The 21,464-nt window shown below is 62.1% G+C and carries 17 protein-coding genes and 1 other RNA gene; 6 read left to right on the top strand and 12 right to left on the bottom strand.

Annotation, left to right across the window (positions count from 1 at the left end; translation table 11 throughout):
* Nucleotides 1–19 precede the first annotated feature (19 nt).
* The 8 genes from E0E41_RS07895 to E0E41_RS07930 all read right to left on the bottom strand — a co-directional run bounded on the left by E0E41_RS07895 (nucleotide 20) and on the right by E0E41_RS07930 (nucleotide 10,057).
* Nucleotides 20–4,987: an S-layer homology domain-containing protein gene (locus E0E41_RS07895; protein WP_130869429.1), complete on the bottom strand. Its 4,968-nt coding sequence runs from the start codon at nucleotides 4,985–4,987 to the stop codon at nucleotides 20–22.
* A gap of 22 nt (nucleotides 4,988–5,009) precedes the next feature.
* Nucleotides 5,010–5,807, bottom strand: coding sequence for a carboxypeptidase regulatory-like domain-containing protein (locus tag E0E41_RS07900; protein WP_130869430.1), 798 nt, complete (start codon nucleotides 5,805–5,807; stop codon nucleotides 5,010–5,012).
* A 12-nt stretch (nucleotides 5,808–5,819) separates the two neighbouring features.
* Nucleotides 5,820–6,965, bottom strand: coding sequence for a stalk domain-containing protein (locus tag E0E41_RS07905; protein ID WP_130869431.1), 1,146 nt, complete (start codon nucleotides 6,963–6,965; stop codon nucleotides 5,820–5,822).
* Nucleotides 6,962–7,582, bottom strand: coding sequence for a Crp/Fnr family transcriptional regulator (locus E0E41_RS07910; protein WP_130869432.1), 621 nt, complete (start codon nucleotides 7,580–7,582; stop codon nucleotides 6,962–6,964). Before E0E41_RS07910 ends, E0E41_RS07905 begins: the two co-directional genes overlap by 4 nt.
* A gap of 385 nt (nucleotides 7,583–7,967) precedes the next feature.
* Nucleotides 7,968–8,315, bottom strand: a transfer-messenger RNA (tmRNA) gene (gene ssrA / locus E0E41_RS07915).
* A 165-nt stretch (nucleotides 8,316–8,480) separates the two neighbouring features.
* Nucleotides 8,481–9,002: a peptidylprolyl isomerase gene (locus E0E41_RS07920; RefSeq protein ID WP_130869433.1), complete on the bottom strand. Its 522-nt coding sequence runs from the start codon at nucleotides 9,000–9,002 to the stop codon at nucleotides 8,481–8,483.
* 24 nt (nucleotides 9,003–9,026) lie between these two features.
* Nucleotides 9,027–9,500 (bottom strand): SsrA-binding protein SmpB, encoded by a 474-nt coding sequence (gene smpB / locus E0E41_RS07925; protein ID WP_130869434.1) that lies wholly within the window; start codon nucleotides 9,498–9,500, stop codon nucleotides 9,027–9,029.
* Nucleotides 9,501–9,562: 62 nt separating this feature from the next.
* A complete protein-coding gene (locus E0E41_RS07930; RefSeq protein WP_130869435.1) occupies nucleotides 9,563–10,057 on the bottom strand; it encodes a hypothetical protein in 495 nt (164 codons plus the stop codon).
* A 176-nt stretch (nucleotides 10,058–10,233) separates the two neighbouring features.
* Between E0E41_RS07930 and E0E41_RS07935 the strand changes: the two genes are divergently transcribed.
* Genes E0E41_RS07935 through E0E41_RS07955 form a run of 5 tightly spaced genes read left to right on the top strand, consistent with a single transcriptional unit; the run spans nucleotide 10,234 to nucleotide 15,512 of the window.
* Nucleotides 10,234–10,770: an NUDIX hydrolase gene (locus E0E41_RS07935; protein WP_130869436.1), complete on the top strand. Its 537-nt coding sequence runs from the start codon at nucleotides 10,234–10,236 to the stop codon at nucleotides 10,768–10,770.
* 19 nt (nucleotides 10,771–10,789) lie between these two features.
* Complete coding sequence (locus tag E0E41_RS07940; RefSeq protein ID WP_130869437.1) at nucleotides 10,790–11,503, top strand: response regulator; 714 nt, start codon at nucleotides 10,790–10,792, stop codon at nucleotides 11,501–11,503.
* 42 nt (nucleotides 11,504–11,545) lie between these two features.
* A complete protein-coding gene (locus E0E41_RS07945; protein ID WP_165450527.1) occupies nucleotides 11,546–13,336 on the top strand; it encodes an ATP-binding protein in 1,791 nt (596 codons plus the stop codon).
* Nucleotides 13,323–14,675: a hypothetical protein gene (locus tag E0E41_RS07950; protein WP_130869438.1), complete on the top strand. Its 1,353-nt coding sequence runs from the start codon at nucleotides 13,323–13,325 to the stop codon at nucleotides 14,673–14,675. The genes E0E41_RS07945 and E0E41_RS07950 overlap by 14 nt, the downstream gene beginning before the upstream one ends.
* A 12-nt stretch (nucleotides 14,676–14,687) precedes the next feature.
* Nucleotides 14,688–15,512: a hypothetical protein gene (locus E0E41_RS07955; RefSeq protein ID WP_130869439.1), complete on the top strand. Its 825-nt coding sequence runs from the start codon at nucleotides 14,688–14,690 to the stop codon at nucleotides 15,510–15,512.
* A gap of 52 nt (nucleotides 15,513–15,564) precedes the next feature.
* Here E0E41_RS07955 and E0E41_RS07960 read toward each other — a convergent pair whose 3' ends face one another.
* Together E0E41_RS07960 and E0E41_RS07965 are read right to left on the bottom strand one after the other, a co-directional pair.
* Nucleotides 15,565–16,404, bottom strand: coding sequence for an NYN domain-containing protein (locus E0E41_RS07960; RefSeq protein ID WP_130869440.1), 840 nt, complete (start codon nucleotides 16,402–16,404; stop codon nucleotides 15,565–15,567).
* Between the two features lie 4 nt (nucleotides 16,405–16,408).
* Nucleotides 16,409–17,155: a sugar phosphate nucleotidyltransferase gene (locus E0E41_RS07965; protein ID WP_130869441.1), complete on the bottom strand. Its 747-nt coding sequence runs from the start codon at nucleotides 17,153–17,155 to the stop codon at nucleotides 16,409–16,411.
* A gap of 227 nt (nucleotides 17,156–17,382) precedes the next feature.
* On the opposite strand from E0E41_RS07965, the gene E0E41_RS07970 reads away from it, so the two are divergent.
* Nucleotides 17,383–18,855, top strand: coding sequence for a carbon starvation CstA family protein (locus tag E0E41_RS07970; protein WP_130869442.1), 1,473 nt, complete (start codon nucleotides 17,383–17,385; stop codon nucleotides 18,853–18,855).
* 55 nt (nucleotides 18,856–18,910) lie between these two features.
* On the opposite strand, the gene E0E41_RS07975 is transcribed toward E0E41_RS07970, so the two are convergent.
* Nucleotides 18,911–20,062 carry an amidohydrolase gene (locus tag E0E41_RS07975; RefSeq protein ID WP_130869443.1) on the bottom strand — a complete coding sequence of 384 codons (1,152 nt, stop codon included), beginning with the start codon at nucleotides 20,060–20,062 and terminating at the stop codon, nucleotides 18,911–18,913.
* A gap of 161 nt (nucleotides 20,063–20,223) precedes the next feature.
* The gene (locus tag E0E41_RS07980) at nucleotides 20,224–21,462 is read right to left on the bottom strand and encodes a S1C family serine protease (protein ID WP_130869444.1); all 1,239 of its coding nucleotides are present in this window, start codon (nucleotides 21,460–21,462) and stop codon (nucleotides 20,224–20,226) included.
* Nucleotides 21,463–21,464 lie beyond the last annotated feature (2 nt).

Raw genomic sequence — 21,464 nt, forward strand, 5'->3', positions numbered from 1 at the left:
CGTGCAGTTTGTTACATTTTTACTTGGCCACGTTCTGACCGAAGTTCATCAGGATCTGGGCCACCTCAGCGCGGCTGGCGGTGCCCAGAGGATTGAGGGCGTTGTTGGAGCCGTTGATCAGCTTCTCGCCTACAGCCCACTTCATGGCCTGCTCCGCCCAATCGGAGACCTTCTCATCGTCCGCGAAAGCGGTCAGGTCGCCGGAGGCGGTCACGTCATAGCCCTTGAACTTGGCGTAGTTGTACAGCAGGACGGCCATCTGCTCCCGGGTGATGGAATCCTCGGGACCGAACTTGCCGTTGCCATAGCCGTTCACGATACCGTTGGCGGCAGCCCAGTTCACAGCGTCGGCATACCAGGCGTCGGCAGCCACGTCGGTGAAGGTGCCTTCAGCGGGAGCGGTGCCCTTCTCCAGGTTGTACAGGATCTGGGCCATCATGCCCCGGGTCAGGTTCATGGCGGGGCTGAAGGTGGTGCCGTCGTTGGTGCCGTTCATCATGCCCTGCTCGTACACGTAGGCAACAGCCTCATTGTACCAGGCATCGGCGGCCACATCGGTGAAGGGCAGGGTGTCCTCCGCAGCAAAGGCAGCCTTCACAGTGACCTTGGAGGCAGGCATCTTGAAGGTGTACTTGGTGTCGTTCACCTTGGTCAGCTCAATCTCCTTGCCGTCCTTGTCGGTGACGGTCAGGGTGCTCAGAGCATAGCCGCTGTTGGGCGCAACCGTGATGGTGACGGTAACACCCGCGGAAGCGCTCTTGGAGGAGACGGTCACGGTGCCGTTGTCAGTCTTCTCCACAGTGACGGAATAGGTGGTCACGCCACCGCTGCCACCGCCGGAGGGAGCGTTGGGCGTAGCCTTGACGGAAGTCTCGGCGCTGTCGCCCACAGAGTTGACGGCCTTCACCTTGAAGGTGTACTCGGTGCCATTCTCCAGACCGGTGAAGCTGTAAGAAGCAGTGGCGGCATCCAGGGTGATGACGGTCTCGTCATTGCACTGGACGGTATAGCCGGTAATGGGCGCGCCGCCGTTGTCGGATACGCTCCAGGAAACGGTCACCTGGCCGCTGCCGGTGGAGGTGCTGACGGTGGGCGCGGCGGGAGCGGTAGCGGCGACGGAGACCTCGTCGGACAGGATCTCGCCGGTGTAGCTTTCCTTGGCCACCAGCTTGGCGGTAACGGTGTGGCCCTTATCGTCGGTGGTCACAGTGTACTCAGTGCCGGTAGCGCCGGAGATGACCTGGCCGTCCCGCAGCCACACGATGTCGTAGCTGTCCTCAGCGGCGTCAGCCACGGTGGCGGTGATCTTGCCGTCCGCCTGGGCCAGGGTGACGGTACCGGCCAGAGCGGTCTTGCCCACCACGACGGGGGCGCTGGTGATGCTGCCGGTATAGTCGCCGGAGGCGGTCACAGTCACGGTGATGGACTGATCGGCGCTGTCGGCGGGAACAGTAAAGGTGCCGGTGGTCTCACCCTCGGCGGCCACGCCGCCCACAAACCACTGGTAGCTCAGGGGGGCGCTGCTGGGTGTGACGGAAGCGTTGGCGGTCAGCACAGTGCCCTCGGCAATGGCGGCCGGCTCGGCGGTAATGGTCACAGTGCCGGTAATGGCCTGCTGGGCCACGGCAACAGGCTCGCTGCTCAGGGTGACACCCTGGTAGTTGCCGTCCGCTGCCGCAACGGCCTCGGCATAGATCTCCTTGTTGGACAGGTCGCTTGTCACCACAAAGCTGGCCTTGCCCTGGGCGGCGGTGATCTCCGCATGATCGGGATCCCCGTCCACCTTGTAGTACCAGTGCCAGACATACTCGCCGGAAGCCACATCAGCCAGCTTGGCGGTGAGCACGCCGCCCACCTGGGCATCGCCCACGATGGTGGGGGTCTTCTCAGCCAGGGAGGCCTTGGCAATCTCGAAGGTGCAGGTGCTGTTGGTGCCGGTGTAGTTGCCCTTACCGGTGACGGTAACAGTAGCGGTACCGGCATTGATGTTGTCGGCATAGGACAGGGTGTAGTCGGTGTCCTTCACCAGAGCGGTCTCGCCGTCCTTCACGGTGACGTCAGGCTCAAAGGCCTTGCCGGTAAAGGTGGCGGAGTAATCCTCGGGCAGAGTGACAACGGCGTCCTTGATGTCCTTGGGGTTGATCTTGAAGGTGGCGCTGACGCCGCTGCCGGCGTACTTCTCGCTCACCAGAGTGGCGTGCACCACATAGGTGCCGGCCTGGGTGGGCTTGGTCTCGGAGCGGGCATAGGTGGTGCCCTCCGCGCCCTCGTACTCAAACTTCCAGTCGGGGTTGGGATCGACGCCGTGCTCCTTCTCCACCTGAACGGCAGAGGGATCGCCCACGACAGTACCGTAGGTCACATCGGCGGGAGCGGTAACGGTGACGCCCACGGGGAACTTCACGGTAACGATGACCTTGGCAGTCAGAGCGGTCAGCTTGCTGCCGTCCAGGTTATCGGTACCCACGGTGCCGGTGAAGGTGTAGGTCTTGTCGGTATTTCCAGCAAAGCCGTCGCTGGTGGTCCAGGTGATGGTGACCTCCTCGGTCAGGCCGTCGCCGAAGGTGGCAGTAGCCTTGGTCACAGGGATCTGGCCCTTCACGGCGTCGATGCTGTCCACGGCGGAGGCCAGGACGGTGACATCAGCCACACTGGTCACATCCAGGGAGGTGATCTCAGCCTTGGTGATGTTCACGGTGATGCCGGTGGGCTGGGTCAAGGTGTAGTTGGCGTTGTCAATGGTGAGTTCGCCCAGGGTCACAGCCAGGTTGCTGCCCGCGTTGGCGGATTCAATGGTACCGGTGGCGGGAACGGTGGCCTTCACCGTATCGCCCTCCAGCACACCCACCAGGGTGCCGCCGGTGATGGCCACGGTGGTGGTCTTGTCGTAGGCACGGTCGGTAGCGGTCACGCCGGTGATGGTGATGGCCTTGGGGGCCACGGTCACTTCAGCGCCGGTGTAGTCCACATTGTAGGCCTTGTCTGCGGAAGTGAAGTTGAGCACGTAGCTGCTCTTGCCGGCGTCGGGACGGGCATCAGCGCTCTTCACGGAGAAGGTGCCCTCCACCTTCTGGCCGTTGATGCTGGCGGAGCCGCCGGAAATGGTCACGATCTGGCCCCAGGTGTCGCCGTAAACGGGGTTCTCCTTCACGGTCACGGTGGGCCAGGTGATCTCGATGTCCTTCACGGTGATGGTGGTGGATGCCTTCACCTCAGTACCGTTCACAGTGGCGGTCAGGGTGTAGGTCTTATCTTTGGCGGCACCGGCGTTGACGGTCACAACACCGCCGGCGGCGCTCACCTTCTCGTCGGCGGTAGCGAAGGTCCAGTCGATAGCGGCGTTCTTCATCTCGGCGCCGTACTGATCCAGAACCTTGGCGGAGTAAGTATACTCATTCTTACCCTCGACAGGGATGATCAGGGTATCAGCAGCACCCACCTTGGCGCCGTCGCGGTTCAGCTCCACGGAGGCAGCGGTGGATTCCGCACGGATGACGCTGAATTCAGCGGTGCCGAAAACGGAGCCGCTGGTGGCCTTCACGGTCACCTTGCCGGCCTGAGCGGCGGCAGCCACGGTGATCTTGCCAGAAGCATCAATGGTAACGCCCTCGGGGGCAGCGGTCAGTTCCCACTTCACGTCAGCGCCCTTAATCTCGGCGCCATACTGGTCCTTCACCACGGCGGAAGCCTGGACGGTAACCGCCTCGGCGTTCAGGGCGGGCGCGGTCACGGAGGTCTCGGGCACGGTCACGGTGACGGAAGCGGCCTTGGAGGCCTCCCGGGCCACGGAAACGGTCATCTCATCGGAGACGGAGCCAGCGGTAGCCTTTACCTTGACGGTTACGGCACCGGCAGCTGCGGCTTCCTTGGTGACGGTCAGGGTGCCGTCCGCCATGGTGATGCCGGTGCTCTCGGGAGCGATGCTCCAGGTCACGGTTTCACCCTTCATCTCGGTGCCGTACTGGTCGGTGACAACGGCGGTGTATTTCTCGGTCACGTCAGCACCGGTGGGAACGGTGATGCTGTCCTTACCGCTGATCTCCACCTTGGAAGCCACGGGGGTCTCACGGGTAACCTTGATGGTAACAGCATTGGAGGTCTTGCCCGCCAGCTGAGCGGTCACCTTGATGGTGCCCTCCGCGGCCTTGGCAGGAACGGTGATGGTATTGCCGGACAGCGTAGCGCCGGTGCCGCCGGCGTCCAGCTGATAGGTCACGCCATCAGTGGGGTAATCCTCTCCGTCGGTATCCTTCGCCTCAGGCTTCAGGGTAACGGTCTGGTCCTCCGCACCGTTCACGACCACGGCGGTGGGATCAGCGCTGAGGGTCACGGTGTCAATCGTCTGCTTATCGCTTCCAATATAAGTCAAGTCGATATTCAGAGTATCCGCAGCATCTTTGTTATAGATGTAGTTTGTGCCAGTCTTATCAGACAGCAACGCACCGCTGGCATTGGCCAGAGCCTCGGGCGTCTTATAAAACAGGGAGAGGAAACTGCCCTCAGATTTATCGGTCTCAATCTTAAAGCTGCCCTTGGCCAGTTCTCCACTGAGTTTAAAGTAGAAGGAGAACAGAGCTGTATCATTGAGTTCCGACTCGTTTTTGTAGTCGGGATCAGTGGGGTACATGCTAACGCTAAGTGCACTTCTCCCACCGTTTTCAAGGCCGGAAATAAGTAAACCATAAGCGGTATCCGCCGCGTCCATCAGTTCAACCTGGATAGACGGCTTTGCTTTGGTAACGTCAACCTCTGCATGGCTATTGGCGTTGACAGGTGTAATAGCCGCATTGTCAAAAGAAAAGAGAACGTTGACAGCATTCAGGCCGTTGGATGTAATTTTGAAGGACAGCTTATAGATATCCCCTTCCACCTGCTCCATACTGGTAGTAAGGGCAGGTTTCTCCACAGCCGCCGCGGGAACAGCAACCATCCCCACCAGCATTGCCAGTGTCAGGAGCATTGCCGCCGCTTTTCTTAAATGACGCACGATGATATACCTCCTTCAGTTGTCACGCTTCTGTTATATTGACCTGATTGTAATTGCTCAGCAGAATGGACAAGTCCAGAATGGTCACCTGACCATCTCCATTAATGTCCGGGCCAGCAGATACACTCTGTCCGTATTCACCCAGCAGAACAGACAGATCCCGGATGGTCACCTGACCATCTACCTCGATGTCGCCGCCCAGCAGGTCCTTAGCGGGCACACTCAGCTCATCTTCCACCGTCAAAGTGGTCTTAATATAGGACAGATAACCGGGCATGGTGATGGTCAGCTTGTAGCTGCCGGGAGCCACACCATCCAGAGCATAGGCGCCGCTGGCATCAGTGGTGGCCGTATAGGTACCGCTGGCGCCGGTCAGCGTCACAGCAGCGCCGGAATGATCGGTACGGCCCTGCAGGCTCACCTTTCCGCTGACCGTAACACCCTGTCCCTTCAGGGTGCCCAGCACCACCGGGGAATCCGCTCCCGCAAACTCGCCGCCCAACAGCACCACGCAGTCGGGGGTGCTCTTGGGGATAAAGTCAAAGCTGATCCCGTCGGCACCGGCGGCCTTCTGGTCAATGTACATGATGGTGTCCTCGCTGACGCTGTAATCAGTCGGCGTTCCCTTTACCACCAACAGGGCATATTGTTTGCCGGATGCGGTTCCATCATAGCTGGCGGTGTACTTGCCGGTCTGCTCGCTGTAAGTCACTGTACCGTTGGTACTCGTCGTGTACTCATCGTCTGCCGCCAGTGCAGAGCAGGTCAGAGCCACGGTGAGCAGCCCCAGACACAGCCCCAGTCTGAGCCATTTTTTCATTTCCTTCCCTCCTTATACGAATCCGCCATACATGGTCAAAAGACGTACAACCTCGTCCATGGTCTCAGCCTCCACGCTGCCGGCGGGATCCCAGCCGTATGCCGGGTCGATCACCACCGCCAGATTGCGGGCCTGATCCCACTCCACCTGGTAGCCCAGCGCTTCGGTGACGAAACGCACCGGCACCATGGTGCGGAACTCGTTGCTGCCGGACGGGGTAAACTCAGCCGGGACATCCAGCTTTTTTTCCACTCCGTCCAGGGTGTAGGTCAGTTCACCCACCTTCATGCGGATGGTGTGGCCGCCCTTGGTGATGACGGCGGTCTGGGTGTCGTTCTCCCAGTCCACCTTCGCCCCCATCCGCTCGGCCACAAAGCGCACCGGCACGAAGGTCCGGTTGTCGTGGGCATAGGCGGTCACATTGGGCTCGCCGGAATAGATGGCGGTAACGCCGCCCTCCACCACCGCCGCATGGCCGCCGATCTTCAGGAAAATGCCCGCCTGGAGCAGCTGCTCCGCCGTGGGCTCCGGCTCACCGGGCTGAGGCACATCCACCGTGCCGCTGCTGCCGGTCTCAGCGGAATACTTGAATTCCACTTCCAGCGGAGCGGCAATCCCGGCGTCCAGCACCGCGCCGCCCTCCGGCAGGTACTCCTGCCAGGGCGTCCCGCCGTCCTTTACCGCCAGCTTGAGCACCACCGGCTGTTCCCCTACCTTTTTAAAACGGAAGGTAAACAGGTCCAGCCCGCTCTCCCCTACGATGGCTACGCCGGTTTCAGGCGCTCCGTCCGTCGCCACACTCATGCCCGGGGTCACATAGCCGGTAAAGTCGATCAGGTGCTTCTCCCTATCAATGGAAGTGCCGATGGTAGCCATCCAGCCGTCGTCCTGCTTTGCCGCGAAGTCGAAAAAGACGTCCGTCTCTTTTCCGCTGGCATCCACCGGAACCACCGTGGCCGGATCATACCACAGTACAAACTGGAACGCGTTAAAGGTGGCGTTGTAGATCCGCATATCCACGGTAAAGCAGCCGTTGGCGTCCGGCTTGCCGCCCTCAAACACCACCCGGGCCGTTCCCGATCCCGCAGCCAGCGCCCCCGGCGCCAGCCCCAGGATCAGGCATACCGCCAGGATCCAGCCAAAAATTCGTTTTCTCATTCAGCCCCTCCTTCCATAGTGCAGCCAACCGTCTCCCGGGCCGCCCGTCCCTCCCGGATCGCCCGTTTGAGCCTGCTCAGCGTCACGGAGGTCATCCCCAGCAGGGACGCCACATGTTTGCCGCTGACCCGCTCGATCAGCCCGGGATAGTACTTCAGGAACCACTGGTACCGTTCCATTGCTGTATATTGATAAATCAGCGCCTTCATAGACCAGTGATACCGCAAGGCATTTGTCAGAAGCTCATTATAGATCCGCAGCAGCTGGGGGTTGTCCCGCAGAAGCTCCATCAGATCGAAAACAGGGATCGCCAACAGCTCGCAGTCCGTCAGCGCCTCAATGCTGACGAAGGACGGCTCTCCAAATTTAATGCAGGAGACCGCCGGGGCCCCGCACTGGAACGCAAAGCAATCCGTAATATCCCGGCCTTTGGCGTCCAAAAAGAACCCCCGAAGTACGCCGCTGACCAGGAAATAGGTCCAGGTCTGTACTTCTCCCTCCTGTACAATTACCTCTCCCTTTTTCGCAAATTTTTGCTTTGTTTTGCCCGCAAGCTGCCGGATCAGTTCCTTATCGGACACATGATATACGTCCGCATAGAATTCATCCGCCCGCATGGCCTCAGCTCCTTTATCGTGTGTTGCATTAATTCATTATACTGGCTAAACACGCTTTGAGCATTATCCTAGATTAATTTATCCGGCAAAATAAAAAATTTTTACATAATATGCAAGTTGCATAGTATTCAGTTTTTTGTCACATAATATACAAGATTATTATACCTCTCTTATGTGCTTTTGCAAATATTATTTTAGGTTATTTTTCAATTGGGCGCACGCCCCGGATGGCAGGCCGGCAAGAGGGTGTTACGCCGCAGAACCGGCGGAACTGACCTGCGCAGGCGCAGTCCTGCCTGGCAGTTCAATTTCTCACGGTGCCTGTAAATAAAAATGAGCCTATGGCTCCCAAAAGAAAAGCACCTGCTTTCGCAGGTGCTTTTCATGGTGGAGGCGGGGGGAGTCGAACCCCCGTCCGAAAACGCTTCCGCTGGAACTTCTCCGGGCGCAGACGGTCATTTACATTCCCTCGCCCTGGCGTAGGCCGTCAAACTACAGGGTCCGGTAGCTTCATTGTTCATGGTGCGCTCAAAGCTTTGCGCACACACGTGCACCACTAAACGACGCCCCATCCCGGACCGTGGTCCTTCCGGGTGGGACGGTCACGGCTTAAGCCGCGACAAGCTCAACGTTATCGTTGTTCTTTAATTTATAAGTTGCCTGTTTTTAGGATGTCAGGCGCATCCGCCCGCTATTCCAGCCTCTACGTCCCCGTCGAAACCAGTACGCCCCCTCGTCGTCGCAAAGTCCGCTCTGCTCGGGACGCCCAGGCGTGGGCATCCCTCCCTGCGCTCCCTTGCTCCTCCTCTTCCCGGCGGACCCGCTGTGCTGGGCTCCGCCGGGATCGGGAGGGTACAGTACCTGTCTGGGAACAACGATCACGGTCTGTTGACCGAGCTTAACATTTCTCAGGCGCGGGATAGTCCACACCGAAGGTCTCCACGGTGACGGACTTCATCCGCTGATCCTCATAGGGCCGGTCCATCCGGTCCCGCTTGGCGTTCACGATGGCGTCAGCCACGTCCATGCCCTCGATCACCTTGCCGAAGGCGGCGTACTCGCCGTCCAGGTGGGGCGCCTTCTCCACCATGATGAAGAACTGGCTGCCGGCGGAGTTGGGGTGCATGGCACGGGCCATGGACAGCACGCCCCGGTCGTGCTTCAGGTCGTTCTTCACGCCATTGTGGGCAAACTCGCCCTTGATGGAGTAGCCCGGACCGCCCATGCCGGTGCCCTGGGGGCAGCCGCCCTGGATCATGAAGCCGGGGATCACCCGGTGGAAGATCAGGCCGTTGTAGAAGCCGGACTTCACCAGGCTGATAAAGTTGTTGACGGAATTGGGGGCCACATCGGGGTAGAGCTCAGCCACCATCTTTCCGCCGTTTTCCATTTCAAAGGTCACGATAGGATTCTGCGCCATGTGAGATCCTTCCTTTCTGTTCCATCAATAGCCGCCCCGGCGGTGGGTCTTCATGGCCCGGTCCATTTCCCGCTTGGCATCCTTTGCGGCGGCGGCGTCCCGCTTGTCATAGAGCTTTTTGCCCTTGGCAAGGCCCACCTCCAGCTTCACCCGGGGGCCCCGGAAATAGACGGACAGGGGGACCAGGGCATAGCCGTCCTGCTTCACCTTGGCAAACAGCTTCAAAATCTCCCGCTTGTGCATCAGCAGCCGGCGGGGCCGCAGGGGGTCCTTGTTGAAGATGTTCCCCTTTTCATAGGGGCTGATGTGCATGCCGTGGACACGCATCTCGCCGTCCTTGACGATGCAGAAGGAATCCTTCAGGTTGACGTGGCCCTGCCGGATGGACTTGACCTCGGTGCCCGCCAGCTCGATGCCCGCCTCGTACTTATCCTCGATGAAATAGTCGTGGTAGGCCTTGCTGTTCTTGGCCACGATCTTGATGCCCTTTCCCTCCATGGGTCCGCCTCCCTTCCGGGATAAAGTCCTTGAGTTTTTATTATACCACGCCTGTCAATAGCTCAGACAGGGAAATAGGTCCGGATCCCATCCAGGGCGTTTTTCTCCAGCACCTGGCGGCCGTGTTCGGCCAGACAGGCGTCCAGATGGGGCCGGTCGTCCTCGCACCGCCCGAACTCGGACAGGAAGGCGGCCGTCTCCCGCCGGTCACCGGGCAGGGAGAGCCACCAGCGCTCCCCCCACCAGAACAGCACCGTATCCGGGCAGGGGCTGGGGATACAGCGGGCGGCGGCGGCCAGATCCTCCAGGCGCTCAAAGGAAAACCAGCTCCGCTCCGGGACCCGCACATGGGCAAAGACCAGCACGCCGCAGCTCTCCGGGTAGGCCTCGATCTCGATTCCGCCCTCCAGCGTGATGCCCGCCTCCCGGAAGGCGGACCGGGTCAGCTCCAGAGCCCGCTCCAGGGTGAGTTCAGATGGGGTGAGGCCGTACTGCTTCAGGTCGGCGGGGGTGATGTAGAGCGCCACGCTGGCACTGCCGATGGATTGGATGGTCATAGCGTTCCTCCTTAGGGTCATGGTCACATTATACCGGACAGGTCCCGCCGGGGATAGCTGTAATCCTTGGAGAGATTGGAAAAGGAGAGACTGGAACCAGGCCGGGAAATGTGGTATACTATGGACATTCATACGCAGCCCGGGCGGAAGGCCCGGACGGGAAGGGAGCACGGACCATGGAGCTGTGGGAAAAAACGGTGGAAAGCAAGACCCTGTTTGAGGGGAAAATCGTCACGGTCAAGCTGGATCAGGCCCAGCTGGTCAACGGCGCGGTGGTGCGCCGGGAGGTGGTGGAGCACCCCGGCGGGGTGTGCATCCTGCCCCTGTTTGACGACGGGACGGTGAGCATCGTGCGCCAGTTCCGCTATCCCTTCCAGGAGGTAGTCACCGAGCTGCCCGCCGGCAAGCTGGAGAAGGGGGAGGCCCACCGGCCCGCCGCCCTGCGGGAGCTGGAGGAGGAGGTGGGGGTCACCTGCGGCAGACTGACCTACCTGGGCTGCCTGTACCTCTCCCCCGGTTTTTCCACCGAGGTGCTGCACATGTATCTGGCCCAGGATCTGAAGCAGGGCCAGTGTCATCCGGATGAGGACGAATTTCTGGAAAGCGAGCGCATCCCCTTTGACCAGCTGTTCCAAAAGGTCATGTCCGGTGAGATCACAGATGCCAAGACCGTGGCGCTGGTACTGAAAACCAAGCAGCTGCTGGGTCTGTAAACAGAGACAGGAGGCAGAGATGAGCAAGCGCATTTTGATCGTTGAGGACGAGAAGAACATCGTGGACATCCTCAGCTTCAACCTGAGCAAGGAGGGCTACGAGACCCTGGAGGCCTACGACGGCCAGGCCGGGCTTCAGCTGGCCCTGGAGCAGGATCCGGACCTCATTCTGCTGGATCTGATGCTGCCCAAGATGGACGGTTTCGACGTATGCCGCAATCTCCGCCAGGCGGGCCGGAGCACGCCCGTCATCATGCTCACCGCCCGTGAGGAGGAGACCGACAAGGTCCTGGGGCTGGAGCTGGGGGCGGACGATTACATCACCAAACCCTTTTCCATGCGGGAACTGCTGGCCCGGGTAAAGGCCAACATCCGCCGCAACGAGATGGCCGCCGCCGCGGCACCCGCCGGTGCGGTCAAGCCCGCCGGCCAGCGGCTGGAGCTGGGCCGGATCACCATTGATCCCGATCTGATGGTGGTCTACAAGGACGGCCGGCCCCTGGAGCTGACCCAGCGGGAGTATGAACTCATCCGCTTCCTGGCCTCCCAGCCGGGGAAGGTCTTTTCCCGGGAGGCGCTGATGGAGCACGTGTGGAACTACGAGGGCTATGTGGGCGACGTGCGGGCTGTTGACGTGGCGGTGCGCCGCCTGCGCGAGAAGGTGGAGGACGACCCGGCCGCCCCCCAGTTCGTGGTAACAAGACGTGGCCTGGGCTATTATTTCAATGCCTGAGTTCCTGCTCCACACCCGACGAAAGGAGGTGCCCGCCATCCCATGTTCCGCAGCCTGCATATGAAGCTGATGCTCATCATGACCCTGCTCATCATTCTGCTGATGACGGTGGTGGGCGCGTTCCTCATCAATTCGGTATCCAATTACTATACCCAGGACTTCTACGCCCAGATGTCGGAGGCTTTTCAGGACCAGGATTTCTGGTCCGATCTGAACACCCCCGTTCAGGGCGAGGAGGACAGCGTCTCCAACATCGTTCAGATTCTGGACAACTACTACAGCGTGCTGGGGGTGGACAACCGCAGCCGGAAGTATTACGTGCTGGACGGCAACGACGGCCGGCTGCTGGCCTGCTCCAACAAGCAGGAGAGCGGCACTCAGCTGGACATGGATTCCAGCAACCTGATGCAGGTGCTGGCCGGTGCGGACAAGAGCGACAACAGTGATCCCACCTCCTCCTACATGGATGTGGCGGTGGCGGTCCAGCGGGGCGCCAACCGGTACATCATCTATGTCCGGGACGACGGCACCAACGCCGCCGCCCTGAACAGCGAGCTGATGACCCTCATCGTGGAGGCGCTGGTATTCGGCCTGATCATCTCGGTGCTTCTCTCCTTCCTGCTGTCCAAGGCCCTCATCACCCCCATTGAGCGGCTGACCGAGGGTGCCGAGCGGGTGGCTGACGGGGACTTTTCCCAGAAGCTGGAGGTGGCCTCCCGGGACGAGATCGGCGTGCTCACCGGCACCTTCAACGACATGGCCGGTCAGCTGCGCACCACTCTGGAGGCGGTGGAGAACGAGCGCAACAAGCTGGGCACGCTGTTCCTCCACATGACCGACGGCGTGGTGGCCTTTTCCCGGGACGGCTCGGTGATCCAGTCCAACCCCGCCGCCGAGGACATGCTGGGCCGGGCCATTCCCATCGGCGGCAGCGAGAATTACGACACGCTGTTCTCCGACATCGCCCCCCTCCAGGGTGTGCTGGCGGTGGAACCGCCGGGCTATCTGGACGGCACCCGGACGGTGGGCGGGCGCAGCCTGGAGCTGCTGCTCACCCCCTTCGACCAGGAGCGGCTGGGCGGCGTGCTGGTGGTCATCCACGACGTCACCGAGCAGCACAAGACCGAGGAGATGCGCCGGGAGTTCGTGGCCAACGTGTCCCACGAGCTGCGCACCCCCCTGACCAACATCCGCTCCTATGCGGAGACCCTGGTGGACAACGCCGGGGAACTGCCTGCCGACACGGAGAAAAATTTCCTGGGGGTCATCCTCAACGAATCCGACCGGATGACCCACATCGTACAGGACCTGCTCACCCTCTCCCGGTTCGATTCCGGCCGGTCGGAGCTGAAGCTGGCCCCCTTCTCCTTCCCCCAGGCGGTGCGTGACGTGTACAACGCCGTGCTGATGGAGGCCCAGCGCCACGGCCACACCGTCACCCTGGATATGCCGGACGGCCTGCCCGACATTGTGGGCGACCGGGAGCGCATCCTGCAGGTGATGATGAACGTGGTGTCCAACTCCATCAAGTACACCCCCGACGGGGGCAAGATCCGCATTTCCGCCGGTCAATGGCCGGGCAAGGTGTGGATGGAAGTGGCGGACAACGGCATCGGCATCCCCCAGGAGGACCGGGGCCGGATCTTTGAGCGGTTTTACCGGGTGGACAAGGCCCGTTCCCGGGAATCGGGGGGCACAGGCCTGGGTCTCTCTATCGCCAAGGAGATCATCGACCGGCATGAGGGCACCATCGAGCTGCTGGACCGGCCCGGTCCCGGCCTGACGGTGCGCATCACGCTGCTGACGGAGGGGCCGCGCCATGGACGGGAATAAGCGGGCACGCCGCCGTCGCCGGCGGGGGGTGGAGACCCTCAAAAGCATCCTCATCGTGCTGCTGTCTCTGTCGGCCATCTACCTGACCCTGCTGGCCCTGGACTACAGCAAGGTATCCTGGACGCCGCTGCAGGGGGTGCTCTCCCTGTTTCACTCCCAGTCGGACCAGGCCTCGGCGGACACCATCCCCTCCGGCCAGTCCTCCATCTCCCCCAAGCCGGTGCGCATTGCCGTGTGCGACGGTGCCGACCGTTTTGCCTCCCAATACGATACCCAGCAGACCGACCAGCTGTTTGATGCGCTGAACATCCTGCTCACCGAGGCCCTGGGCAGCGCCGCCTCCCCCGAGCGGGTATCGGAGAGCGACTGGCGCCAGGCGCTTCAGGCTCCCGGCGTGTGGTTCGACTTTCTGGGGGCGGTGCCCCTGGATGCGCTTTATACCTGGCTGGGTGACGGCGGCACCAACTCCGCCCTGATCCACTCCGCCCGGCGGATGGCGGTGGCTCTGGATCCGGACGGCCAGGTGCGCCTGTATTATCATAATGAATCTGACGGCCTGTATTATGCCTGCGCCACCACTGTGGTCTACAGCGGGCATATGGACCTTCTGGTCTCCGGCTACGGCGGCAACGGCGTTTCCTTTGTCTTTGAGCACCGGTCGGACAGCGCATACGAAGAGCTGGACCCCTACGTGCTCCTCTCTGCCGATGCCCTGCAGCCGCCGGTCTATCATGTCACCAACCCGCTGGGGGAGATCGACGACTCCATCGTGACCGCCTTGCAGCAGGCGGTCTCCTTCCAGCCCCAGAGCAATTCCGTCTATCCGGTGGCCAACGGCATCCGGATCCGGGAGGGCCGGGAGACCCTGGAAATCAGCCGGAACGGCACGGTGGTCTATCACGCGGGAGACGGAGACGCCCTCCGCTATCCCATCGCCGGCGGGGAGGACGCCAGCCCGTTTGCCCTGGCCGAGACCACCTGGCGCCTGGCGGCGGACACCGTGGGCCGCTGGTGCGGGAACGCCCGGCTGTATCTCATGGGCGTGGAGGCGCAGGCGGACGGCAGCACGCTGGTGTCCTACGGCTACACCCTCAGCGGAGCGGAGGTGGCGCTGCCCGACGGGGCCTGCGCCGCCCGCTTCCTTGTGCGGAACGGGCAGATCACGGACTACACCCTGACCTTCCGCAGCTATGAGCAGACCGGGCAGACCAGCCTGGTGCTGCGGGAGCGGCAGGCCGCCGCCGCTCTGGAGGCTCTGGATCCGGAGGGCCGGGAGCTGGTCCTGTGCTACAGCGATACCGGCGGGGATTCGGTCCAGGCCGGCTGGATCGCCAGATAAGCGGGAGGAATTATGGAGTGGTCTAAAATCAAAACCATCATCCTGCTGATGCTGGTTGGCGTCAATGTGTCCCTGCTGCTGCTGATCGGCCTGCGGGTGGGCCGGGGCGCGCTGTACCAGGACGAAACCCGGCAGGCAGTTGTCCAGGTGCTGAAGCGGGGCGGTATCGAGTTTGAGCTGGAGCAGGTCCCCAGGGATATCGACCTGCCCACCCTGACCGTCACCCGGGACCGGGACAGCGAGGCCCGCATTTCCCAGATCCTGCTGGGGGATGTGACCCAGACCGGGGAGAGCGAGGTGCGTCCCAGCTACTCCGGCCCGGGCGGTACGGCGGAATTTTCCCTCAATGGCTCCTTCACCGTGGTGTTTGATCAGGAGCGTTGGCGGTGCCAGCCGGGCCAGGACCTGAGCGACGCCTCTCTGGCCTGTCTGGAGCAGATCGGCTTTCCCGGCACGCTGGAGCAGTCGGTCACCCTGGGGGACACCACGGTCCTCACCTATTTTCAGACGTGGGAGGATACCCCCATTTTCTCCTGTCGGGCCACACTGACCTGGGTGGAACAGGCGCTGACCGCGATCGAGGGCAGTCGCCTGTCAGGCGAGGCTGAGGGCAGCAGCACCCAGTCCCTGCTCTCCACCCCCACCGTTCTCATGCGTTTCCTGGCCAGCGTCAGCGAGGGAGGCTCGGTGTGCAGCCGGATCGAATCCATGTCTCCCGGGTACCTGACCAGCGTCAGCGGCCGTTCGGTACAGCTCACCCCGGTGTGGCGCATCATTACCGATACCGGCGCCTACTATGTGGACGCCGTTTCCGGCACCGTCACCCCGGAAACCTGAACAAACAAAGCAGCGGACCTGCCGCCAATGCGGCAGGTCCGCTGTTTTTGGTCTATTTCCGCGCCTTGTCCCGCACATAGATGTGCTTGACATGGGGCAGGCTGGTCTGGCGCACATCCACCTCAAACCGGGGCAGGTAGCGCACCAGCTGGGTCAGCTTGGAGAACCCGAAGTTGCGGGGATCGAAGTCGGGCTGCTTTTTCACCAGCAGGTTGCCCAGATCTCCCATAAAGGCGTAGCCGTCCTCGTCGGCCATGGTTTCCACAGAATCGGCAATAAGTTCCACCACCGCCTTGGGCACTTTGGATTCCGGCTCGGGCGGCTCGGGAGCCGGAGCGGGCTCCTCCTTCTTCTTGGCCGGTTTCTTGACCTTGGAGGGCTTCTCCTGCTTCGTCTCCTCTTCCCGGGGCTCCTCCGCCTTGGTCTCCTCCGCCCGGGCCTTTTCGGCGGCGGAGCGGATGACCTCGATATACACAAACTTGTCGCAGGCCACGATGAAGGGGTTGGGGGTCTTGCGCTCCCCCATTCCGTACACCTTTTTGCCCGCCTCCCGCAGGCGGATGGCCAGACGGGTGAAGTCGCTGTCGCTGCTCACCAGCACGAAGCCGTCCACCTGGCCGGTGTACAGAATGTCCATGGCGTCGATGATCATGGCCGAGTCGGTGGAGTTCTTCCCGGTGGTGTAGCCGTACTGCTGAACGGGCGTGATGGCGTTCTCCAGCAGCAGGGGTTTCCAGGAGGCCAGGTTGGGTGTGGTCCAGTCGCCGTAGATACGCTTGATGGTGGGGGTGCCGTACACCGCCACCTCTGCCATCACGTCCCCGATGGCGGAGCGGGGAGCGTTGTCCGCATCAATGAGCACCGCCAGGCGCAGATCCTTCTGTTCCGCCATACCCTCAGTCCTTCCGGGTCTGCACGATGTGCTCCACCTGCTCCAGCTGCTCCACGGTATTGACCCCCAGCATCTCCTGAGCGGTACAGGTGGGGCAGGCGTTCACTCTGCCGCCCTTGGCCAGGATATAGGCCGGAGCGTCGGTGAGGTAGTACTCCCCCTGGGCGTTGTTGGGCCTGAGCTGGTCGATGGCCTGCCACAGGGCGTCCGTCTCAAAGACGTACACGCCCACGTTCAGCTCCCGGATGGCCTTTTCCTCCGGCGTGCAGTCCTTGTCCTCCACGATGTGGCTGAATTTGCCGTCTGCCCCCCGGACGATGCGGCCGTAGGGCAGCTCCTCGTCGGACACAGCGGAGAGCAGGGTGCAGTCGTTGCCCTGCTCCCTGTGGGTACGGATCAGGGACTCATAGGTGGACCGGCGCATGAGGGGCATATCGCCGTAGCACACCAGGATGCTGCCCCGGAAATTTCCCAGGGTCTCCCGGGCGCACTGCACGGCGTGGCCGGTACCCTTCTGGGGCTCCTGCACCGCGTGGGGATAGTCGGGGAAGGCGGCCAGCACCTTTTCCCGCTCATAGCCCACCACCAGCACCACATCCTCCTTGTCCAGGAAGGACAGCTCCTCCAGCACATAGCCCAGCAGCGGCCGTCCCGCCGCCTGACGCAGCACCTTGGGCAGGTCGATCCCCTCGGTGCGCAGCCGGGTACCCTTCCCGGCGGCCAGTACCACCGCTTTCACAGAATGATCCATGGTATTCCTCCTTTTTTGCACGCTTATTTTTCCCTGTCAGTATAGCATAGCACCCTTTGGCTGGCAACGCGGCTGTGAAAATATTTTTCAACTGTAAAATTCTGACCTTGACTTTTGTTAACTTAGGTTTATACTGTAAACGCTTCAGATGGAGCACCGGGCCCGTGTTCCCCTAGCAAACTTCACCTCCCTGTTGTAAGCAGGGACCGTCTGGAGGATTGGTTTCCATGATTTCGTTTTTTGTATGTTTGATTCTGCTGATTGTAGGTTTCTTTACCTACAGTAAGCTGGTAGAAAAGATTTTCCGCATCGATGACCGGCCGACACCTGCGGTCGCTCATCCTGACGGCGTAGACTATGTACCGATGAAGACCTGGCGTATTTTCCTGGTCCAGCTTCTGAATATCGCCGGTCTGGGTCCCATTTACGGCGCCCTGTCCGGTGCCTGCTGGGGACCGTCTGTGTATCTGTGGATCGTGCTGGGCACCATTCTGGGCGGCGGCGTCCACGACTTCCTCTCCGGCATGATGAGCGAGCGCAACGACGGCAAGTCCATCTCCGAGGTGGTGGGCCTCTACATGGGCAAGGTCATCACCTTCATCATGCGGGTGTTCTCTGTGGTACTGCTGGTGATGGTGGGCGTCAACTTCTCCGTGGGCCCTGCCGGCCTGCTGGCCAAGCTGACCCCCGACTATCTGTCCACCATGTTCTGGCTGGTGGTCATTATGATCTACTATCTGGTGGCCACCTTCCTGCCCATTGATAAGATCATCGGCAAGCTCTACCCCGTGTTCGGCATCTGCCTGATCATCATGGCACTGGGCATCGGCGGCGGCATCCTGTTCCAGATGGGCGGCGATATGCCGGAGATCACCCTGGCCAATCTGACCGTCGCCCATCCCGACGGTCTGCCCAAGTGGGCCATGATGTTCGTCACCGTGGCCTGCGGCGCCATCTCCGGCTTCCACGCCACTCAGTCTCCCATGATGGCCCGCTGCATCACCAGCGAGAAGCAGGGCCGCACCATCTTCTACGGCGCCATGGTGGCCGAGGGCATCATTGCCCTGATCTGGGCCGCTGCCGGCGTCACCTACTACACCAACCACGGCTCTCTGCTGGACGGCATGACCGGCCTGACCAACGCCATCGCTGCCGGCGGCTCCGGCGGTGTGGTGTTTGAGATCTCCACCGGCCTGCTGGGTACCGTAGGCGGTGTGCTGGCCATGATCGGCGTCATCGCCTGCCCCATCACCTCCGGCGATACCGCGTACCGGGCCGCCCGGCTCACCATCGCCGACTGGTTCCACATCGACCAGTCCAAGGTGGGTCCCCGTGCCGCTCTGTCCATCCCCCTGCTGGGTGTGGGCGCCGTCATCGCTCTGGCGCTGCCCTGGGACGTGCTGTGGCGCTACTTCTCCTGGTCCAACCAGACCCTGGCCATGATCGTGCTGTGGACCGGCGCCGTGTTCCTGCACAAGTACGGCTTCCCGCCCAAGGCCTGCTTCATTGCCGCTCTCCCCGCCACCTTTATGTCCGCGGTGTCGGTGACCTACTTCTTCCAGGCCCCCGAGTGCCTGAACCTGTCCACCTCCATCGCCTACCCGGTGGGTATCGTGGTGGCCGCCCTGTTCCTGGCCATCTTCATCTGGCGTGTCCTGATCGTGACCAAGGACGACGTTGTCAAAGCGGAGGCCCGCTGAACCGGTTCAATCAAAAAAGGACGCTGCACATGCAGCGTCCTTTTTTCGTCTTTGCTCAGCGCACCTGATTGCCGTCGATAAAGACCGCCTGGATCTTGCCGTTCCAGTCGAAGGGGTGACCAGAGGTCACCACCACATCGGCGTCCTTGCCCGGGGTCAGGGTGCCCACCCGTCTGGAGATCCCGGCGATCTCCGCCGCGTCGGAGGTGATGGCGGCCAGGGCCGCCTCCGGCTCCATGCCCCCCCGCACCGCCATGGCGGCGCATAGAGGCAGGTACTGGATGGGGGTCTCCGGGTGGTCGGTACAGATGGCCACCTTCACCCCCGCCTTGGCCAGCAGGGCCGGATTCTCCAGGGTCTGGCCCACCAGCTCCGGCTTGGACCGGTCGGTGAGGCAGGGCCCGGTGATCACGGCCGCCCCCTCGGCGGCCAGCAGATCAGCGATCTTGTAGCCCTCGGTGCCGTGGACGATCACATAATTCAGCCCGAACTCCTTGCTGATGCGCACCGCTGTGGCGATGTCGTCCGCCCGGTGGGCGTGGAAGTGGGCGGGCACCTGCCCCTCCACCACCGGCGCCAGAGCCTCCAGCTTGGCGTCGTAGTCGGGCATGTCCACCTCCGGGTCCTCGTCGGCCTTGGACTGCTTGTCCTGGTACTCCTGGGCCTTGGACAGGTTCTCCCGGATGATGGCCGCCGTGGCCATCCGGGTCACCGGGGTCTCCTTCCGGTCGTTATACACCGACTTGGGATTCTCCCCCAGGGCGAATTTCATGGCCGCCGGCGCCTTCAGCACCATCTCATCCACCCAGCGGCCCGTGGTCTTGAGGGCCAGGAACTGGCCGGCGATGGGATTGGCCGAGCCGGGCCCGGTGAGCACCGTGGTCACCCCTCCCTCCCGGGCCTCCCGAAAGCCCCGGTCCATGGGATTCACCCCGTCGATGGCCCGCAGGTGGGGGGTGCAGGGATCGGTGGACTCGTTGCCGTCGTCGGCCTCAAAGCCCAGGGAATCCCCGAACAGGCCCAGGTGGCAGTGGGCGTCGATAAAGCCGGGGAGAATATGCCCCCCCTGGGCGTCCAGCCCCTCCGGAGCGCCGTTCAGCTCTTCCATGGAGCCTACCGCCGTGATCTTGCTCCCTTCAAAGGCCACATATCCCCTGGGGATCACCGGCCCATCCATGGGATGAACCACGCCGTTGTAAATAATCATGTAACCGCGCCTTTCGACAAAACTTCTGATTGACATTCTATGGAATTTAAGCTATTCTATGCTTACAGCTTATCCAATATGCGTGTACGATCCATGCTCAAGTATTCCATTCTCCCGCAGACATCTGGATTTGGGCGCCTCCCGATGGAGGCGCTCCTTTTTTATCCCTCCAGGGTGTACTGCTCCACCAGAGCCACGTCCCGCTCCAGCCAGGTGCCGTCCCGCCAGAACCGCAGGGTGAGGACATCTCCCGCCTCCAGCTGCTCCTTGACAGCCAGCAGCTCGTCGGTAGTGGCGACGCTCACCCCGTTGGCCTCCACGATAATGTCCCCCACCTCCAGCTTGCCGTCGGCGTCGGAACCGGCCTGGACACTCTCCACCCGGACGCCCTTGGGCTGCACATCGGCATAGGCGGCTACCGCCCGCACGGTGATGCCGATGGTGGGCCGTCCGGTGACCACCCCGTGGGCGATGAGCTCATCCACCACGGTTTTGACGGTGGCGGTGGGGATGGCAAAGCCCAGCCCCTCCACCGTGCTGTCGTAGGATTCCATTTTCAGATTGGTGATGCCCACCACCTGACCCCGGTCGTTGATGAGGGCGCCGCCGGAGTTGCCCGAATTGAGGGCCGCGGTAGTCTGGAGGAGCACCATGGTGTATCCGTCCACGCTCACATCCCGGTTGATGGCGGAGATGATGCCGTCGGTCATGGTGCCCCGCAGCTCCTCACCCAGAGGGTTGCCGATGGCCAGCACCGTGTCCCCCACCTGGAGGGCGGCGGAGTCGCCGAACTCCGCCGGGGTCAGTCCCCGGGCGTCGATCTTGAGCACCGCCAGATCGGTCTGTACGTCATACCCCACCAGCTGGGCGGGATAGACCTGCTCGTCCTGGAGGGCCACCTCCACCTGACTGCACCCTTCGATCACGTGGGCGTTGGTGATGATGTAGCCGTTTTCCGTCATGATGACCCCGGTGCCCAGGAACAGGCCCAGGTCCGAGGTGCCCCGGATGCTGACGATGGAGGCAATATTCTCCTGATAGATCTGCTGAAAGCTGTGGGGTTCTTCTCCGGCGGCGGACACGATGGTCAGGGTGGTGCCGTCCCCGGTGGGGGCCCGCTCCACCGTCGTGGCGGCGGTCGGCGTCTCCTCCTCATCCGGCGTCCAGGTGGAATCGGGCTGCCGCCCCTCCTGCCGGAACTGGGCCGCCATCTCCGACAGGCTGGCGGCGTCCCAGGCCTTCACAAGGACCGCGCCGCCGATCAGCACCAGCAGCGTACAGAGAAACAACAGCACCGCCGTGCCGCCGCCCCGCCGTCTGCGGCGGGGCGGCGGGGCGGCGGGCGGCGCCGGCCGGATGGCCGGTCTCAGATCGTCCTGATCGTAATAGTAGCCCCGCATAC

It is taken from the genome of Intestinimonas massiliensis (ex Afouda et al. 2020) (assembly GCF_900626285.1).
GTDB classification, from domain to species: Bacteria; Bacillota; Clostridia; order Oscillospirales; family Oscillospiraceae; genus Flavonifractor; species Flavonifractor massiliensis_A.

What these genes read in the sequence shown, in the direction of transcription:
- E0E41_RS07900 (WP_130869430.1), bottom strand. Translation starts at nt 5,807, where the DNA reads ATGAAAAAATGGCTCAGACTGGGGCTGTGTCTGGGGCTGCTCACCGTG.
- E0E41_RS07905 (WP_130869431.1), bottom strand. Translation starts at nt 6,965, where the DNA reads ATGAGAAAACGAATTTTTGGCTGGATCCTGGCGGTATGCCTGATCCTG.
- E0E41_RS07910 (WP_130869432.1), bottom strand. Translation starts at nt 7,582, where the DNA reads ATGCGGGCGGATGAATTCTATGCGGACGTATATCATGTGTCCGATAAG.
- E0E41_RS07920 (WP_130869433.1), bottom strand. Translation starts at nt 9,002, where the DNA reads ATGGCGCAGAATCCTATCGTGACCTTTGAAATGGAAAACGGCGGAAAG.
- smpB (WP_130869434.1), bottom strand. Translation starts at nt 9,500, where the DNA reads ATGGAGGGAAAGGGCATCAAGATCGTGGCCAAGAACAGCAAGGCCTAC.
- E0E41_RS07930 (WP_130869435.1), bottom strand. Translation starts at nt 10,057, where the DNA reads ATGACCATCCAATCCATCGGCAGTGCCAGCGTGGCGCTCTACATCACC.
- E0E41_RS07935 (WP_130869436.1), top strand. Translation starts at nt 10,234, where the DNA reads ATGGAGCTGTGGGAAAAAACGGTGGAAAGCAAGACCCTGTTTGAGGGG.
- E0E41_RS07940 (WP_130869437.1), top strand. Translation starts at nt 10,790, where the DNA reads ATGAGCAAGCGCATTTTGATCGTTGAGGACGAGAAGAACATCGTGGAC.
- E0E41_RS07945 (WP_165450527.1), top strand. Translation starts at nt 11,546, where the DNA reads ATGTTCCGCAGCCTGCATATGAAGCTGATGCTCATCATGACCCTGCTC.
- E0E41_RS07950 (WP_130869438.1), top strand. Translation starts at nt 13,323, where the DNA reads ATGGACGGGAATAAGCGGGCACGCCGCCGTCGCCGGCGGGGGGTGGAG.
- E0E41_RS07955 (WP_130869439.1), top strand. Translation starts at nt 14,688, where the DNA reads ATGGAGTGGTCTAAAATCAAAACCATCATCCTGCTGATGCTGGTTGGC.
- E0E41_RS07960 (WP_130869440.1), bottom strand. Translation starts at nt 16,404, where the DNA reads ATGGCGGAACAGAAGGATCTGCGCCTGGCGGTGCTCATTGATGCGGAC.
- E0E41_RS07965 (WP_130869441.1), bottom strand. Translation starts at nt 17,155, where the DNA reads ATGGATCATTCTGTGAAAGCGGTGGTACTGGCCGCCGGGAAGGGTACC.
- E0E41_RS07970 (WP_130869442.1), top strand. Translation starts at nt 17,383, where the DNA reads ATGATTTCGTTTTTTGTATGTTTGATTCTGCTGATTGTAGGTTTCTTT.
- E0E41_RS07975 (WP_130869443.1), bottom strand. Translation starts at nt 20,062, where the DNA reads ATGATTATTTACAACGGCGTGGTTCATCCCATGGATGGGCCGGTGATC.
- E0E41_RS07980 (WP_130869444.1), bottom strand. Translation starts at nt 21,462, where the DNA reads ATGCGGGGCTACTATTACGATCAGGACGATCTGAGACCGGCCATCCGG.